This is a genomic window from Amycolatopsis pretoriensis, assembly GCF_900107925.1.
Classification (GTDB): Bacteria; Actinomycetota; Actinomycetes; order Mycobacteriales; family Pseudonocardiaceae; genus Amycolatopsis; species Amycolatopsis pretoriensis.
Genome location: NZ_FNUJ01000005.1, coordinates 332,909 through 347,852 on the forward strand (window position 1 = coordinate 332,909; position 14,944 = coordinate 347,852).

17 protein-coding genes are annotated in these 14,944 nt (G+C 69.8%); 2 read left to right on the plus strand and 15 right to left on the minus strand.

All coding sequences use genetic code 11. From position 1 onward, the window contains the following. Positions 1 to 36: 36 nt before the first annotated feature. Positions 37 to 1,338, minus strand: coding sequence for an aspartate aminotransferase family protein (locus tag BLV96_RS23265; RefSeq protein ID WP_086684766.1), 1,302 nt, complete (start codon positions 1,336 to 1,338; stop codon positions 37 to 39). A gap of 87 nt (positions 1,339 to 1,425) precedes the next feature. On the opposite strand from BLV96_RS23265, the gene BLV96_RS23270 reads away from it, so the two are divergent. Both BLV96_RS23270 and hypF read left to right on the plus strand, forming a co-directional pair. Then, entirely contained in the window at positions 1,426 to 2,343 is a 918-nt protein-coding gene (locus tag BLV96_RS23270; RefSeq protein WP_086684763.1) for a LysR family transcriptional regulator, read from the plus strand. A gap of 4 nt (positions 2,344 to 2,347) precedes the next feature. Beyond that, a complete protein-coding gene (gene hypF / locus BLV96_RS23275; protein ID WP_086684760.1) occupies positions 2,348 to 4,489 on the plus strand; it encodes a carbamoyltransferase HypF in 2,142 nt (713 codons plus the stop codon). Here the strand turns inward: hypF and hypB are convergent. From hypB to BLV96_RS23340, 14 genes are read right to left on the minus strand one after another with little or no spacing between them, the layout of a single operon-like run. Beyond that, positions 4,446 to 5,141 (minus strand): hydrogenase nickel incorporation protein HypB, encoded by a 696-nt coding sequence (gene hypB, locus BLV96_RS23280; RefSeq protein WP_086684756.1) that lies wholly within the window; start codon positions 5,139 to 5,141, stop codon positions 4,446 to 4,448. The genes hypF and hypB overlap by 44 nt on opposite strands. Next, positions 5,134 to 5,469, minus strand: a complete 336-nt coding sequence (locus BLV96_RS23285) for a hydrogenase maturation nickel metallochaperone HypA/HybF (protein ID WP_086684753.1) — start codon at positions 5,467 to 5,469, stop codon at positions 5,134 to 5,136. Before BLV96_RS23285 ends, hypB begins: the two co-directional genes overlap by 8 nt. Continuing rightward, positions 5,469 to 6,545, minus strand: coding sequence for a hydrogenase expression/formation protein HypE (gene hypE / locus BLV96_RS23290; RefSeq protein WP_086684750.1), 1,077 nt, complete (start codon positions 6,543 to 6,545; stop codon positions 5,469 to 5,471). The genes BLV96_RS23285 and hypE overlap by 1 nt, the downstream gene beginning before the upstream one ends. Beyond that, positions 6,542 to 7,669 (minus strand): hydrogenase formation protein HypD, encoded by a 1,128-nt coding sequence (gene hypD, locus BLV96_RS23295; RefSeq protein WP_086684747.1) that lies wholly within the window; start codon positions 7,667 to 7,669, stop codon positions 6,542 to 6,544. The genes hypE and hypD overlap by 4 nt, the downstream gene beginning before the upstream one ends. An 8-nt stretch (positions 7,670 to 7,677) precedes the next feature. Beyond that, complete coding sequence (locus BLV96_RS23300) at positions 7,678 to 7,950, minus strand: HypC/HybG/HupF family hydrogenase formation chaperone (protein WP_086684780.1); 273 nt, start codon at positions 7,948 to 7,950, stop codon at positions 7,678 to 7,680. Between the two features lie 5 nt (positions 7,951 to 7,955). Then, positions 7,956 to 8,060: a DUF6893 family small protein gene (locus BLV96_RS51555; protein WP_425266193.1), complete on the minus strand. Its 105-nt coding sequence runs from the start codon at positions 8,058 to 8,060 to the stop codon at positions 7,956 to 7,958. A 1-nt stretch (position 8,061) separates the two neighbouring features. Further along, positions 8,062 to 8,559, minus strand: coding sequence for a hydrogenase maturation protease (locus BLV96_RS23305; protein WP_086684744.1), 498 nt, complete (start codon positions 8,557 to 8,559; stop codon positions 8,062 to 8,064). Continuing rightward, a complete protein-coding gene (locus tag BLV96_RS23310; protein ID WP_086684742.1) occupies positions 8,556 to 9,689 on the minus strand; it encodes a hypothetical protein in 1,134 nt (377 codons plus the stop codon). Before BLV96_RS23310 ends, BLV96_RS23305 begins: the two co-directional genes overlap by 4 nt. Then, positions 9,686 to 10,315, minus strand: coding sequence for a DUF6084 family protein (locus BLV96_RS23315; protein ID WP_086684739.1), 630 nt, complete (start codon positions 10,313 to 10,315; stop codon positions 9,686 to 9,688). Before BLV96_RS23315 ends, BLV96_RS23310 begins: the two co-directional genes overlap by 4 nt. Next, positions 10,308 to 10,913 carry a DUF5947 family protein gene (locus BLV96_RS23320; RefSeq protein WP_167379705.1) on the minus strand — a complete coding sequence of 202 codons (606 nt, stop codon included), beginning with the start codon at positions 10,911 to 10,913 and terminating at the stop codon, positions 10,308 to 10,310. Before BLV96_RS23320 ends, BLV96_RS23315 begins: the two co-directional genes overlap by 8 nt. Continuing rightward, positions 10,910 to 11,425, minus strand: coding sequence for a NifU family protein (locus BLV96_RS23325; protein ID WP_086684736.1), 516 nt, complete (start codon positions 11,423 to 11,425; stop codon positions 10,910 to 10,912). Before BLV96_RS23325 ends, BLV96_RS23320 begins: the two co-directional genes overlap by 4 nt. Continuing rightward, the gene (locus BLV96_RS23330) at positions 11,425 to 13,197 is read right to left on the minus strand and encodes a nickel-dependent hydrogenase large subunit (RefSeq protein ID WP_091389477.1); all 1,773 of its coding nucleotides are present in this window, start codon (positions 13,195 to 13,197) and stop codon (positions 11,425 to 11,427) included. Before BLV96_RS23330 ends, BLV96_RS23325 begins: the two co-directional genes overlap by 1 nt. Next, positions 13,194 to 14,249: an NADH-quinone oxidoreductase subunit B family protein gene (locus tag BLV96_RS23335; RefSeq protein WP_086673530.1), complete on the minus strand. Its 1,056-nt coding sequence runs from the start codon at positions 14,247 to 14,249 to the stop codon at positions 13,194 to 13,196. Before BLV96_RS23335 ends, BLV96_RS23330 begins: the two co-directional genes overlap by 4 nt. Then, entirely contained in the window at positions 14,246 to 14,932 is a 687-nt protein-coding gene (locus tag BLV96_RS23340; RefSeq protein ID WP_086673532.1) for a D-sedoheptulose-7-phosphate isomerase, read from the minus strand. Before BLV96_RS23340 ends, BLV96_RS23335 begins: the two co-directional genes overlap by 4 nt. Positions 14,933 to 14,944 lie beyond the last annotated feature (12 nt).

A 14,944-nucleotide genomic window follows, 5' to 3' on the forward strand; every position in this document is an offset into this window, starting at 1 on the left:
GCCGGCTCCCCGGACCGGCAAGGAGGCCTTCTTCGTTCAGAGCAGCTTGACCGCGTCCCCGATCGCCTGGTCCAAAATGGACACACCCAGTGAGATCTCCTCTTCGGACGCCGTGAGCGGCGGCGCGATCCGGAACACCCCGCCCATCCCGGGCAGCTGCACGATGTTCATGTGCAGCCCCAGTTCGAGGCAGCGCTGCGTGACCCGCGCGCCCAGCTCGTCCGAACTGCGCTTGGTTACCCGGTCCACCACCAGCTCCAGCCCGGCCAGCAGGCCGCGGCCGCGGATGTCGCCGACGACCTCGTGCCGGGAAGCGATCTCCTCCAGACCCCGGCGCAGCAGCGCGCCCAGCTCGAGCGCTCGCGCGTCGAGGCGGTCGCGGGTCAGGACGTCCAGCACCGTGTTGCCGACCGCCGCCGGGAGCGGGTCCGACACGTGCGTCGTGAAGAACAGGAACCCGCGGTCGTGCGCTTCCCGCTCGATCTCCGCGCTGGTCAGCACCGCGGCGAGCGGCAGGCCCGCGCCGAGCGTCTTCGACAGGGTCAGGATGTCGGGGACGACGCCGTCGCGTTCGAACGCGTACCAGTTCCCGGTGCGGCACAACCCCGTCTGGGCTTCGTCGAGGATCAGCAGCATCCCGCGTTCGCGGCACTTTTCGGCCAGCGCGGCGAAGTAGCCGGGCGGCGGCTCGATGATCCCGCCGGAACTGAGGATCGGCTCGGCCAGGAACGCGGCCAGGCTGCCGACCGACTGCGCGTCGATCAGCTCGAACCCGAAGTCCAGCTGACGGCGCCAATCCAGCTCGCCGGAAGCGTCGGTGAAGTCCGGGCGGTACGCGTTCGGCACCGGGATGGCGAAGTTGCCGGGTGCGGCCGGCCCGTACCCGCGACGGCCCGCGCTGTAGGTCGCGCTCGCCGCCGCCTGCGTCATGCCGTGCCAGGACCGCGCGAACGAGACGATCTCGTGCTTGCCGGTGACCAGCTTGGCCATCCGGACGGCGGCCTCGTTCGACTCGGCGCCCGTGGTCAGCAGCAACGCCTTCTCCAGCGGCGCCGGCAGCGTCTCGGCCAGCCGCCGGGCCAGGTCGACGACCGGGCGGCTGAGCATGCCGCTGAAGAGGTGGTCGAGCTTGCCGACCTGCCGCCGGACGGTCTCGACGATTTCGGGGTGCCCGTGGCCGAGGATGGCGCTCATCTGGCCGGACGTGAAGTCCAGGATCCGGCGGCCGTCCTCGGTGAAGACGAAGCTGCCTTCGGCGTGGTCGATGATCTCGTGGGTGAAGGCGCCGCCGTACCGCACGAGGTGCCGGTCGACGTCGGCCCAGAAGGTGTCAGCCATGCCAACGACGTTAAGTCCGCCCCGAGCGACACGTCCAGCTCACAATTCCGGCTGTCCTGTTCGGATTTTCCGTACAACAATGGGGCAATGCTGAACCCGTGGCGCCTGAGGCTGCTGAGCCGGCTCGACACGCTGGGCACGGTCCGCGCGGTGGCGCAGGACGCCAACCTGAGCGCGTCGAGCGTGTCGCAGCAACTGGCCGTGCTCGAAGCGGAAACCCGCACCCAGCTGCTGGAACGCACCGGCCGCCGGGTCCGGCTGACCCCGGCGGGCCTGATGCTGGCGCGGCGCGCGCGGGCGATCCTCGACCACATGGACACGGTCGAGGCGGAGCTGCGCGGCCTCGGCGAAGAGCCGGTCGGCCTGGTCAGGTTGGGTGCGTTCCAGAGCGCGATCCACACGATGGCGGTCCCGGCGGTGACGCGGCTGGCCGGCGCGTACCCGCACCTGGAGGTCGAGCTGCTGGAGCTGGAGCCGCACGAGAGCATCCCGGCCCTGCGCGGCGGCGACGCGGACGTGATCATCACGACGACCGACTTCGTCCAGCTGCCCTTGGGCCCGGACCTGGACATCGTCCCGCTGGCGACGGACCCGATCGTGCTGGTGACGTCTTCGGAAGGTGCCCGCGGCCCAGCGGACCTGTCGGCGTACGCGGACTCGCCGTGGGCGCTGGACGTGCCGCAGTCGTACATGGCGGAGCTGACGCTGCGGCTGTGCCGCGAGTCGGGCTTCGAGCCGCGGGTGGCGTGCCGGTTCAGCAACTACTTGATGACGTTGCAGCACGTGGAGGCGGGGTTGTCGATCGCGTTGCTGCCCCTGCTGGCGGTGGACCGCCGCTACCGGGTGACGACACGCGAGCTGGCGACACCGGTGACGCGCACGATCGCGGCGGTGGTGCGGAGAGGATCGCCGTTGCGCGCGGCGGTGAACGTGGTCCTCGAAGCGCTGCGGCAGCAGCCTGACCTGCCGGCACTGGCCGAATGGACCGACGGCGGCGCAGACTGATCCCGTGCGGGTGGCGATCAGGGTCGCCGGGGTGGTGCAGGGCGTCGGGTTCCGGCCCTTCGTCCATCGGCTCGCGCGGGGGCTCGGGGGGTTCGTCGGGAACGACTCGCACGGCGTGTTCATCGAGGTCGAGGGCACGCGCGCCCAGGTCGCCGCCTTCGTCGACGCGCTGCGGAAACCTCCGCCGCTGGCGGTGCTCGACGAGGTCCGCGTGCGCGAGATTCCCGAGCGGGGGGAGACCGGGTTCCGGATCGTCGAAAGCCCGCGGGACGGCGCCGCCGACACGCTCGTCTCCGCCGACTCGGCCACCTGTGACGACTGCCTTCGCGAACTGCGCGACCCCCGGGACCGGCGGTTCCGGTACCCCTTCGTCAACTGCACCGACTGCGGGCCGCGGTTCACGATCGTCACCGGCGTCCCGTACGACCGGCCGTTCACCACCATGGCCGGCTTCGCGATGTGCGCCGAGTGCGAGCAGGAGTACGAAGACCCGGCCGACCGGCGGTTCCACGCCCAGCCCGTCTGCTGCCCGGCCTGCGGGCCCACTCTGCGGTTCGAACCCGGCGGCGGGCCGGCGATCGAGAACGCCGCCGAAGCGCTGCGAAACGGTGCCGTGGTGGCCGTCAAAGGCCTCGGTGGCTATCACCTCGCCGTCGGCGCGCGGCACGAGGAAGCCGCACGGAAGCTGCGGGCGCGGAAACACCGGGAGGACAAGCCTTTCGCCGTGATGGTGGCCGATTTGAGCCAGGCGAGGGAGCTGGCCGAGGTCGACGCGGAGGCCGCAGACGTGCTCAGCGGCCGACGGCGGCCCATCGTGTTGCTGCCTTCCCGGAAGAACCTCGCCGACGCCGTCGCGCCCGGGAACCGGCGGATCGGGCTCATGCTGCCCTACACCCCGCTGCACCATCTGCTGCTCGAACAGACCGGCCCCATCGTGCTGACCAGTGCGAACGTCTCCGACGAGCCCATCGTCCACCGCGACGAAGACCTGCACAGGCTCGAGAACATCGCCGACGCCTTCCTCACCCACGACCGGCCGATCCACGTCCGGACCGACGACTCCGTCGTGCGGATCACCCGCGGAAAGCCCCAGCTGCAGCGACGTTCCAGGGGTTACGCACCCGAGCCCGTCCGGCTCGAAACGCACAGGCACCTCCTCGGCTGCGGTGCCGAACTCAAGAACACCTTCTGCCTCGCCAAAGGCCACCACGCCTTCGTCTCGCACCACATCGGCGACCTCGAAAACTACGAGACCTTCAAGGCCTTCACCGAGGGCATCGAGCACTTCAAACGCCTCTTCGACGTCGACCCCGTGCTGATCGCACACGACCTGCACCCCGAGTACCTCTCCACGAAATACGCCCTCGACCAGGACGTCGAGCTGCTGGGGGTGCAGCACCACCACGCCCACATCGCCGCCTGCCTGGCCGACAACGACCACCGCGAACCGGTGCTCGGCGTCGCCTTCGACGGCGCCGGTTTCGGCCCCGACGGCACCATCTGGGGCGGCGAGCTCCTCCTCGCCGACCTGACGGGCTACCGGCGCCTCAGCCACCTGCGCACCATCGCCATGCCCGGTGGCGCACAGGCCATCCGGCAGCCGTGGCGGATGGCCGCGTCCTATGTGGACGAACTCGGTGGTCCGGCGCGCGAAGACGTCGTCAAGCTCAAGCGCAGCGGCCTCAACTCGCCGTTGACGTCCAGTGCCGGCCGGCTCTTCGACGCGGCTGCCGCGCTCCTCGGCGTCCGGGACACCATCACCTACGAGGGCCAGGCCGCCATCGAGCTGGAACAGCTGGCCGATCCGGCCGAAACGACCGCCTACCCCGCGCGGATCGACGACGTGATCCACGGCGAGGACCTCATCGCCGCGCTGCTGGACGACCGGAGCGCGAAGCCGATCAGGGCCGCGAGGTTCCACAACGGCGTGGCCGACGCGATCGTGCGGGCCTGCGACCGCTGGCGGGACCACAGCGACACCGTCGCGCTCTCCGGCGGCGTGTTCCAGAACGTCCTGCTGCTCGACCGGACCGTCGAAGGCCTCGAAAGCGAAGGGTTCCGCGTCCTGACCCACCGGATGGTGCCGACGAACGACGGCGGGATCAGCTTCGGCCAGGTCGCCGTAGCCAGTCGTACCACTCGCTGAGCCCGTCCCCGCGAGTGGCGCTGATCCGGAGGACGGCAGCCGTGGGGTTCACGCGCCGGACGTCCCGCTCGAACTCGGCGACGTCGAAGTCCACGTACGGCAGCAGGTCGACCTTGTTCAGCAGCACCAGGTCCGTCGCGGCGAACATGTGCGGGTACTTCACCGGCTTCCCGGGCCCCTCGGTCACCGAGAGGATCACCACGCGCGCCGCCTCGCCGAGGTCGAACAACGCCGGGCACACCAGGTTTCCGACGTTCTCGATGAACAACGTCGAACCCCGGGCCGGCGCGAGTGAATGCAGGGCCCGGTGCAGCATCGACGCGTCCAGGTGACAACCCGCGCCGGTGTTGATCTGGACCACCGGCGCGCCCGTCGCCTTGATGCGCTCGGCGTCGAGCAGCGTTTCCTGGTCACCCTCGACCACCGCGCACGGCGTCTCGAGGACGCGGATCGTGCGCTCCAGCAACGTCGTCTTGCCCGCGCCCGGCGAACTCATCAGGTTGATCGCGAAGACGTCGGAAGACCGCAGGTGCGACCGGTTGTGCGACGCCAGTTCGTCGTTCTTCGCCAGGATGTCCTGCTCCAGGACCACCGTGTGCGTGTGGTCGGTGATCCGGACTTCCGCGTCCGAGCAGCCGCAGGTGTCACACATGACTGACCTCCACCGAGGCGATCCGCAGTTCCCGCCCCGCCAGCACCGCCGCGTTGGCGCTGCCGCAGGGGCACAGCACGATGAAGTCGTCGAGGCCGAACTCCGCGCCGCAGTCGTGGCAGCGGGCCCGGCCCGCCGGCTCGGCGATGTCCAGCCGCGCGCCTTCCAGGGACGTCCCCGTGCACAGGACGTCGAAGCAGAACCGGACGCTGTCCGGCACCACCCCCGACAACCGCCCGATCTCGAGCCGGACGCACGACACCGCCGCGTCGCCGAGGCGCGCGACGATCGCGTCGACGACCGACTGCGTGATCGCCATTTCGTGCACTAGCAGATCCTCGGCAGCGGGTCCCCGACCAGCAGGTCGACGATCCGGGTGCCGCCGAACGCGGTGTTCAGCAGCACGATCCCCGGCGGGTCGTCGGCGACGCGGCCGATCACCGCGGCGTCCGCGCCGAGCGGGTGCGCGCGCAACGCGGCCAGCGCGTCGGAGGCCTGAGCACCGTCCACGACGACCACGATCCGGCCTTCGCAGGCCACGTACAGCGGGTCGATGCCCAGCAGCTCGGACGCGCCGCGGACCTCGTCGCGGACCGGGACGGCGTTTTCGTCGACGACCACCGCGACCTCAGCGGCCTTCGCGATTTCGTTGAGGATCGTCGCGACGCCGCCGCGGGTCGCGTCCCGCATCGCGCGCACGCCGGGCACCGCGGCCAGCAGCCCGGCCACGAGGTCGTGCACCGGCGCGGTGTCGGACGCGAGGTCGGCGTCGATGTCCAGCTCGCCGCGGGCCAGCATGATCGTGACGCCGTGGTCACCGATCGGCCCGGAAACGAGGACGGCGTCTCCGGGCTTCACGGTGGCCACGCCGAGGCCCGTGCGGATGAGCACCCCGACCCCGGCCGTGTTGACGTACACGCCGTCGGCTTTGCCGCGCTGGACGACTTTCGTGTCCCCGGTGACGATCTGGACGCCGGCTTCGAGAGCGGCCGTCTTCATCGAATCGACGATCTTCAGCAGGTCCTCGACCGGAAAACCTTCTTCGAGGATGAACCCCGCGGTCAGGTACAGCGGCCGGGCACCGGCGACGGCGAGGTCGTTGACCGTGCCGTTGACCGCGAGGTCGCCGATGTTCCCGCCGGGGAAGAACAGCGGCGAGACGACGTAGGAGTCCGTGGTCAACGCCAGCCGCGCGTCGCCGATCGTCAAGGACGCCGCGTCTTCGAGGGGTTCGAGCAGCGGGTTGCGGAACGCGTCGAGGAACACGGCCTCGATCAACGTGTGCGTCGACTTGCCACCGGCGCCGTGCGACAGCGTGATGCGCTCCTCGCGCACCTTCGCGCGCCGGCGCCTCGCCCGTTCGATGCGGTCGAGGACCTGCTGCTCGCGTTCGGTGGTCGTCATGCGCGGCTCGCCTCCCGGACGCGCTGCCTGCTGAAGCGGCCGAAGTTGTAGTACGCCGCGCAGGCGCCTTCCGGCGAGACCATGCACGTCCCGATCGGCGTCTCCGGCGTGCACGCGGTGCCGAACACCTTGCACTCCCACGGCTTCAGCACGCCCTTGAGCACCTCACCGCACTGGCACGCCTTCGGGTCGGCGACGCGCAGTCCGGGGATCTCGAAGATGCGTTCGGCGTCGAACTTCGCATACTTCGCGCGGATCGCCATGGCCGAGTGCGTGATGAACCCGAGGCCACGCCACTCGAAGTACGGCCGCAGCTCCATGACCTCGTTGATGGCCTTCAACGCGACGATGTTCCCGTTCCACGGCACGACCCGGGAGTACTGGTTCTCGACTTCCGAGCGCCCCGAAGACAGCTGCAGCATCAACATGTAGATCGACTGCAGGATGTCCAGGGGCTCGAACCCGGCCACGACGACGGGCTTGCCGTAGTCGCGCGCGATGAACTCGTACGGCCGGCAGCCGATCACCGTCGACACGTGACCCGGGCCGATGAAGCCGTCGAGCCGCAGGTCGGGGGAGTCGAGGATGGCCTTGATCGCCGGGATGATCGTGACGTGGTTGCCGAACACGGAGAAGTTCTCGATGCCCTCGGCGGCCGCGCGCAGCAGCGTCATCGCGGTGGACGGCGTCGTCGTCTCGAACCCGATGGCCATGAACACGACCCGCAGGTCCGGGTTCTGCCGCGCGATCTTCAGCGAGTCCAGCGGCGAGTAGACCATCCGGATGTTCGTGCCCTCGGCGTTGGAGTCGAAGAAGTTCCCGCCGGAGCCGGGCACGCGCATCATGTCGCCGAACGACGTCATGAGCACGCCGGGCTGCCGGGCGATGTGGATGGCGTCGTCGATGCGGCCCATCGGGATCACGCACACCGGACAGCCCGGCCCGTGCACCAACGTGATGCTTTCGGGCAGGTAGTCCTCGAGGCCGTGCTTGTAGATGGTGTGCGTGTGCCCGCCGCAGACCTCCATGAACTTGTAGTGGCGGCCCGGCTCGCACAACGACGTGATCTTCGCGGACAGTGCCCGCGCCTTCTCGGCGTCGCGGAACTCGTCGACGAAACGCATGACGACTCCTATTCGATCCGGGATTCCAGTAACGCGGCCATTTCGTCCTCGTACGCCTTGCCGATGCTCTCGAGGAAGTCCAGGGCGGCCGCGGCCTCCTGCTCGTCTATTTTGGACAGTGCGAAGCCGACGTGGATGAGAACCCACTCGCCTGGCGCCGGCGGGTCGTCTTCGAGCAGGCCGATGTTGATGGTCCGCTTGACGCCGCTGACCGAGACTTTCGCGAGGTCCGGGCGCTCCTCGCTGATTTCGATGACCTCACCCGGGATGCCGAGGCACACGGCCGTCACATCCGGCTCATCTCGAGGTACCGCCGGATGTCGGGTTCGACCTGCTTCACCAGCCAGGTCACCCCGCCGAACAGCACGGCCAGGAACAGCAGGCGCTTCATCTCAGACCTCCGTCTTTTCCTTGAGCGGCAGCTGCGGGCTGGTGCCCCAGGCGAGTTCGGTGACGGCGCGCACCGCCGCCGGGATGGCGGCTTCGACCTCGGGGGACAACCCGATCCCTTCGTCGAGGCAGGCCGGTTCGCAGCCGACGAGCAGGACGCGCCCGGCGTCGCCGCCGAGCAACCCGAGCAGCCGGAACACCGCGTCCGGCCGCATGCCGTGCGCGTCGATCGAGGACTCCGTCGCGAGGTCCTCGGTGTCGGCCTCGATCAGCGAGAGGGTCCCGGCCGGCCGGCCGTGCGGGGTGGCGTCGAGCAGGATCGTCGTGTCGTAGCCGCCCAGCAGGTCGTAGGCGAGGTGCATCCCGGCGATGCCGTAGTCGGCGATCTGCACCCAGGGCGGCAGGTCGGCCTGCTCCAGCTCCTTGATGACCTCCACGCCGAAGCCGTCGTCGCTCAGGAAGATGTTCCCGATGCCGGCGACCAGGACTCGTGGCCTCATTCCGCCACCTCCAGGGGTTCGATCTCGTCGGGGGAGAAGTACCGGTACCGGCCGTGCTCGTGCTGCAGGTCCGCGGCCGGGTCTTCGTCGAGCGTCACCGCCAGGTACGTGACACCGTCCACATCGGACAGCACGACCCGCACGGTGGCCGTCTTGCCGACGAGGAACATGTCCTGGGCGTCGGTCCCGCGCAGGTTCGGCCGCAGCCGGACCCGCGACCCTTCGGCGACGCGGACCCCGGCGACGACCACCGAGGGCTCGACCGGCCGGACGGACCGGACCGCGCCGTGCAGCCGTTCCAGCAGCTCGGGCGGCATCGCGTCGACGCGGTCGACGATGGCCGCCGCGCGCGGGTCGGTGGCCCGGGCCTCGCGCTTCTCCTCGTCGGTCAGCGTCATCGTGCGCAGGGTCAGGATTTCGTCGATCTCGGTGCCGTCGAAGAGGTCGCCCGGGCTTTCCGGCGCGATCGCCGGGTCGTCGTAGAGGATGATCGGCGACGCGAGCACCACCGTGCTGCGCGAGGTGTCGCCGATCAGCACCGGCCAGAGCCGTTCCTGCTTGCACGTCTCGACGGCCGGCTTCGCCCACTCCGGCGGGTCGAGCATGGACAGGAAGTGCCCGGTGTCGACGCTGAGCACCAGGTGGGCGGCGAGCAGCGCGTGCCGCAGGGCGTGCTCGCGGACGCCGTCGGAGGGCCACGACGTCGTGTTGTGCACCTCGACGCGCAGCCGGGCGCCGCCGAACGGGCCGTCGAGCGGGTCGACGCGGGCGGTGAGGACGCCGGCCAGTTCGTGCACGCGGAACGGCTCCTCGGCCGGGAGTTCCGACAGCGGCAGCTCGAAGTCGACCTCGTGCTCGACGCCTTCGTCCCACTCGGTGCCGGGCCGCGTCCGCGCACCCAGGAACCGCAGCTTGACGCGCAGGATCGTGCGTTCGAGGGGTTCGAGGACGCACTCGACGCGCGCGGAGGCGTGCTCGCCGATCTCGGCGGAGGCGTACGACGGCGGCACCAGCACGCCCCACTGCCAGCGCACGCGGTTCTTCCGCGCCGACGCCCGGTACGGGTAGAGCAGGTAGCCCTCGTAGAGCACGGCGTCACCGACCGCGCGGGCCTGGTCGAGTACGTTCACGGCCCACCCGCCAGCAGCCGCTCGACCGCCGCTTCCCAGGTGGGGATCGCGTGCTGCGCCTTGTACTTGAGCAGCGCGTCGACCGACTCGCGCGGCAGCTTGATCCACGCGACGTCCGGGAAGTAGCGGGCCATCAGCTCGTCCCAGACCGCCACCGGCATCCGGCACTCGGCCTGGGTGTGCCACGGCACCTGCTCGACCCAGAACCCCGGCCCGCCCTTGCCGAACACGGTCCCGCTGAACAGCAGCACCATCGGCACGACCCCCTCGGCGAGGGCGTGGAAGTACTTGCCCGCCGCAACTTCGAGGTCGTAGGTGCACGGCACCTCGGCGTCGACCTCGGTGGCGCCGGCGAACCCCGGCACGGTCACCGCCACCGTCGTGAACTGGAACGGCTTGAGCGTCTCGCCCCACCGGGCCCGCTCGCCGAAGAGGTGGGTGAGCAGCTCCGACTCGGCGTCGCTGTACCGGCGCCGCTGCGGCTCGATGCGGATCTGGACGCGCAGCACCATCGCGTGCACGGGCTGCCCGGACAGCTCGGAGATCCGCAGCTTGAACGCCAGCGTCGGGGACGCGGCGTACTTCAGCGGCCGGACGTCGATGCAGTCGAAGGTCAGCTCAGCCATCGGCCACGACCTCGCTGCGCTCCCGCAGGCGCGCGAAGAACCCGTCGATGGCCTCGTGCGCCTCGGTGCCGCCGTCGAAGCCGCGCCAGGTCGACCGGACGAGCCCGACCAGCTCGTAGCAGACGTCGATCGGCACCAGGAAGCACTCGAAACCGAGGTCGAGCTTGTTCAGCAGCAGCGCTTCGACGTCGTCGGCGGCGCCGGCGGCGGAGAGCAGGTCGTCGCCCGTGCCCAGCGGGAGCAGGGACTCCGTCGCGCCCGCCGGGCTCGGGTAGAACGCGACCGCGCGGTCCTGCACCGAGTTCCGGAACAGGAACGCCGTTTTGACCGGGATCCCGGCGGACTCCCACAGTTCCGGGCCCGGGCCGAAGCGCGGCATGTGCCGGAAGCGGTCCGGCACCGCGCGGTGCCGCTTCCCGCCCGCGCCGGCGTGGGTGAAGAGCAGGTAGCAGCCCCGGCAGGTGCACAGGATCGTCCGGGATTCGAGGTCGATGACGTGCCCGTGCTCGGCACCGATCGGCTCCGCGCACATCTCGCACCGCTCGCCGGGTGCGGCGCGCGGTGCGGGAGTGCGGAACCGGCGCAGACCGCCCGTCACGGGACCTCCACGGGACACGGGACCAGAGGGAGCAGCGGCCGGCCGCCCGGGCCGGCGTCTTCGGCCACGCCCTCGACGACGACGTCCGAGATCTCCGGCGCCACCTCCCGGACCACCCGCTCGATGGCGTACTTCGCGGTGACGGTCGAGGACGGGCAGCCGTCGCAGCTGCCCTGGAGCCGCAGCCGCACGACCCCGTCGTCGATCCCGACGAACTCGACGTCGCCGGCGTGCGAACCCAGGTACGGCCGGACCTTGTCGAGCGCCTCGGCGACCCGCTCGTGCGTCGACCGCGGGTGCAGGTCGTGCAGCACGAGCAGGCCGCGGACGTGGTCGTCCTCGACGAGCCGGTCCAGCAGTGGCCGGTCGATGGCTTCGACGATCCGGGCCAGGCCGGCGCCGTAGAACTCGAGCAGCGTGTGGACGAGCTCCTCGGCGAGTTCGGCGTCCGCGCCGGAGAACTCGCCCAGCAGCCGCTCGATGCGCTCGCCGACGCGGTCGACTTCCGTCATCAGCCGAGCTCCCCGCCGAACGCGTGCGGGGTGTGCAGCCGTTCCAGGACCTTGCCCTTGCCGGTGTACATGTGGACGCCGCAGGGCAGGCACGGGTCGAAGCTGCGGACCGCGCGCATGATGTCGATGCCCTTGAAGTTCTCCTGGCTGTTCTCCTCGAAGATCGGCGTGTTCTGCACGGCGTCCTCGTACGGCCCCGGCGTGCCGAAGCTGTCGCGGACGCTGCCGTTCCACGGCGTCGGCGGGTACGGGTGGTAGTTCGCGATCTTGCCGCCCTTGATCACCATGTGGTGCGAGAGCACACCGCGCACCGCTTCGGTGAAGCCGCAGCTCACGCCCTCGTCCGGGACCTTGAACGGCTCCCACGTCTTGGTGTTGCCCTGGCGGACCTCACCGAGGGCCTGGTCGGCGAAGTGCAGCGCCAACGCGGCCGAGTACGCCTGGAAGTACGTCCGCGCGCGGTTGCGCTCGAGCGCGTTGCTCCAGCGCGGGATCTTCCACTCGAACTCGACCTCGGGCTTGGTCGCCGTGCGCGGCAGCGTGATCTTGACGCTGTGGCCGGTCGACTTCAGGTACGGCGTGTCGACGAGCCCGGCCAGCGCCGTCACCCACAGGCGCGCGATCGGGCCGCCGCCGGTGTCGAGCGCGAGGTGGTCCTTGCCGTCGAACCAGCGCGGCGACATCGTCCACGAGTACTTGCTGTCGAAGTCGCGCTTCGCCGGGCGCGGGATGGTGTGCTGGTTCCACGGGTGGCGCTGGTCGACCGGGTTGCCCAGCGGGTCGTGGGTGACGAACATGGGCTGGTCGGCCCAGTCTTCGTAGAACGAGCTGCCGAGCAGGATCCGGATGCCGAGGTTGATGTCGAGCAGGCTGGTCGTGACGAGCTCGCCGTCGACGACGACACCCGGCGTCACGAACATCTTGCGGCCCCAGGCCTCCATGTTCTCGTAGGTGAAGTCGCAGTGCTCGGGGTCGTTGAGGCTGCCCCAGCAGCCGAGCAGGATCCGGCGGCGCCCGACCTCTTCGTAGCCGGGGATGGCTTCGTAGAAGAAGTCGAAGAGGTCGTCGTGCATCGGCAGGCAGCGCTTCATGAACTCGACGTAGCGCATCAGCCGGGTCAGGTAGTCGGTGAACAGCTGCACGGTCGCGACCGTGCCGACGCCGCCGGGGTACAACGTGGACGGGTGGACGTGCCGGCCTTCCATCAGGCAGAACATCTCGCGCGTGCTGCGGGAGACCTGCAGGGCCTCGCGGTAGAACTCGCCTTCGAGCGGGTTCAGCGAGCGCATGATGTCGCCGATGGTGCGGTAGCCGTGGTCGCGCGCGTGCGGTGCTTCGGTCCGGTTGGCCTGCTCCAGGACGCCGGGGTTGGTCTCGGCGACCATCTTCTCGCAGTAGTCGACCCCGACCAGGTTCTCCTGGAAGATGTTGTGGTCGAACATGTACTCGGCGGCCTCGCCGAGGTTGATGATCCACTCGCCGAGGTGCGGCGGGCGGACGCCGTAGGCCATGTTCTGGTTGTAGACCGAGCAGGTCGCGTGGTTGTCGCCGCAGATGCCGCAGATCCGGCTGGTGATGAAGTGCGCGTCGCGCGGGTCCTTGCCCTTCATGAAGATGCTGTAGCCGCGGAAGACCGACGACGTGCTGTGGCACTCGACGACCTTCTTCTGCGCCCAGTCGATCTTCGTGTAGATGCCGAGGCTGCCGACGATCCGGGTGATCGGGTCCCACGCCATCTCGACGAGGTCGGTCTTTTCCTTCATCTCGGTCATGACCGCGCCCCTGACTGGTAGCCGGTGTCGAGCTTGCTGCCCTTGTGCCGCCACTTCGGTTCGGTGTCGGCCTTGCGCTCGGTGATCTTCCGCAGCCGGCGGATCACCGACCCGTACGCGCCGCTGGCCAGCGACGAGACCTGCGCGCCGGGCGGTTCGTCCATGAACGGCATGAACTTGTCCGGGAAGCCCGGCATGGTGCAGCCGATGCAGATCCCGCCGACGTTCGGGCAGCCGCCGACGCCGTTGATCCAGCCCCGCTTGGGCACGTTGCACTTCACGACCGGGCCCCAGCAGCCCAGCTTGACCAGGCACTTCGGGGAGCCGTACTCGCTCGCGAACTCGCCCTGCTCGTAGTAGCCGCCGCGGTCGCAGCCCTCGTGCACGGTCGCGCCGAAGAGCCACTGCGGCCGCAGGTGGTCGTCGAGCGGGATCATCGGCGCCTGCCCGGCGGCCTGGTAGAGCAGGTAGGTGATGGTCTCGGACAGGTTGTCCGGGTGGGTCGGGCAGCCGGGCACGCAGACGATCGGGATGCCGGCGCCGGACTTCCAGTCCCAGCCGAGGTAGTCGGGCACGCCCATGGCGCCGGTCGGGTTGCCCTCCATCGCGTGGATGCCGCCGTAGGTGGCGCAGGTGCCGACGGCCAGGACCGCGAGTGCCTTGGGCGTCAGGCGGTCGAGCCATTCGCTGGTCGTCATCGGCTGGCCGGTCTCGGGGTTGTTGCCGAACCCGCACCAGTAGCCCTCGTCCTTGATCGCCTCGTTCGGGATCGAGCCCTCGACGACCAGCACGAACGGCTCCAGCTCACCGCGGTCGGCTTTGTAGAACCACTCGATGAACGTGTCGGCCCCCTTGTCGGGGCCGCATTCGAAGTCGATCAGCGGCCAGTGGACCGCGATCTTGGGCAGGCCGGGCAGAGCCCCGAGGACGATCTCCTCGATGCTCGGCTGGGTGGCGGCGGTCAGTGCGACGGAGTCGCCGTCGCAGGACAGGCCGGCGTTGATCCAGAGGATGTGGATGGGCTGCTCTTCGGTCTCTTCAGCGTGCGTCACGGCTGATCACCCTTGGCGAGGTCGTCGAGCGCGCCGAGGGTCAGCTCCCACAGCGCGTGGTAGAGGGTCGTCTGGGCTTCCTGGATGCGGTGCACGGACGGGGAGGGGACGACGAAGAGGTGGTCGATGCTGTCGAGCTCGGCCATCTTCCCGCCGTCGTAGCCGGCGATGCCGACGGTCACCACGCCGCGCCGGGCGGCTTCGTCGAAGGCGCGCAGCAGGTTCGCGGAGTTCCCGCTGGTGGACAGGCCCACGGCGATGTCGCCGGGACGTCCGAACGCGCCGATCTGGCGGGCGAACACGACGTCGAACCCGATGTCGTTGGACAGGGCGGTGACCACCGCGATGTCGTTCGTCAACCCGAAGGCGGGCAACGGTTTCGCGTCGCCCGCCGGGCTGAGGAACAGGCTGGCGAGGTCCTGGGCGTCGGTCGAGCTGCCGCCGTTGCCGAAGGCGAGCAGCCGGCCGCCACCGCGGAACGCGCGCGCCATGTCCTGCGCGCACGCGAACAAGCGGTCGCGGTCGGCTGCGAGGACGTCGCCGCGCAGGGCGACGATCTCGCGCACCTTGTCCACTGTGGACTGTTCGACCTGGCGGAGGACGGCGTCGACGTCGCTTTCACCCGAGTACAGGAACGGGTACAGCGCTTCGAGACCGTCGGCGACGGGGTGTTCCCGCGTCATTCCGGATCTCCC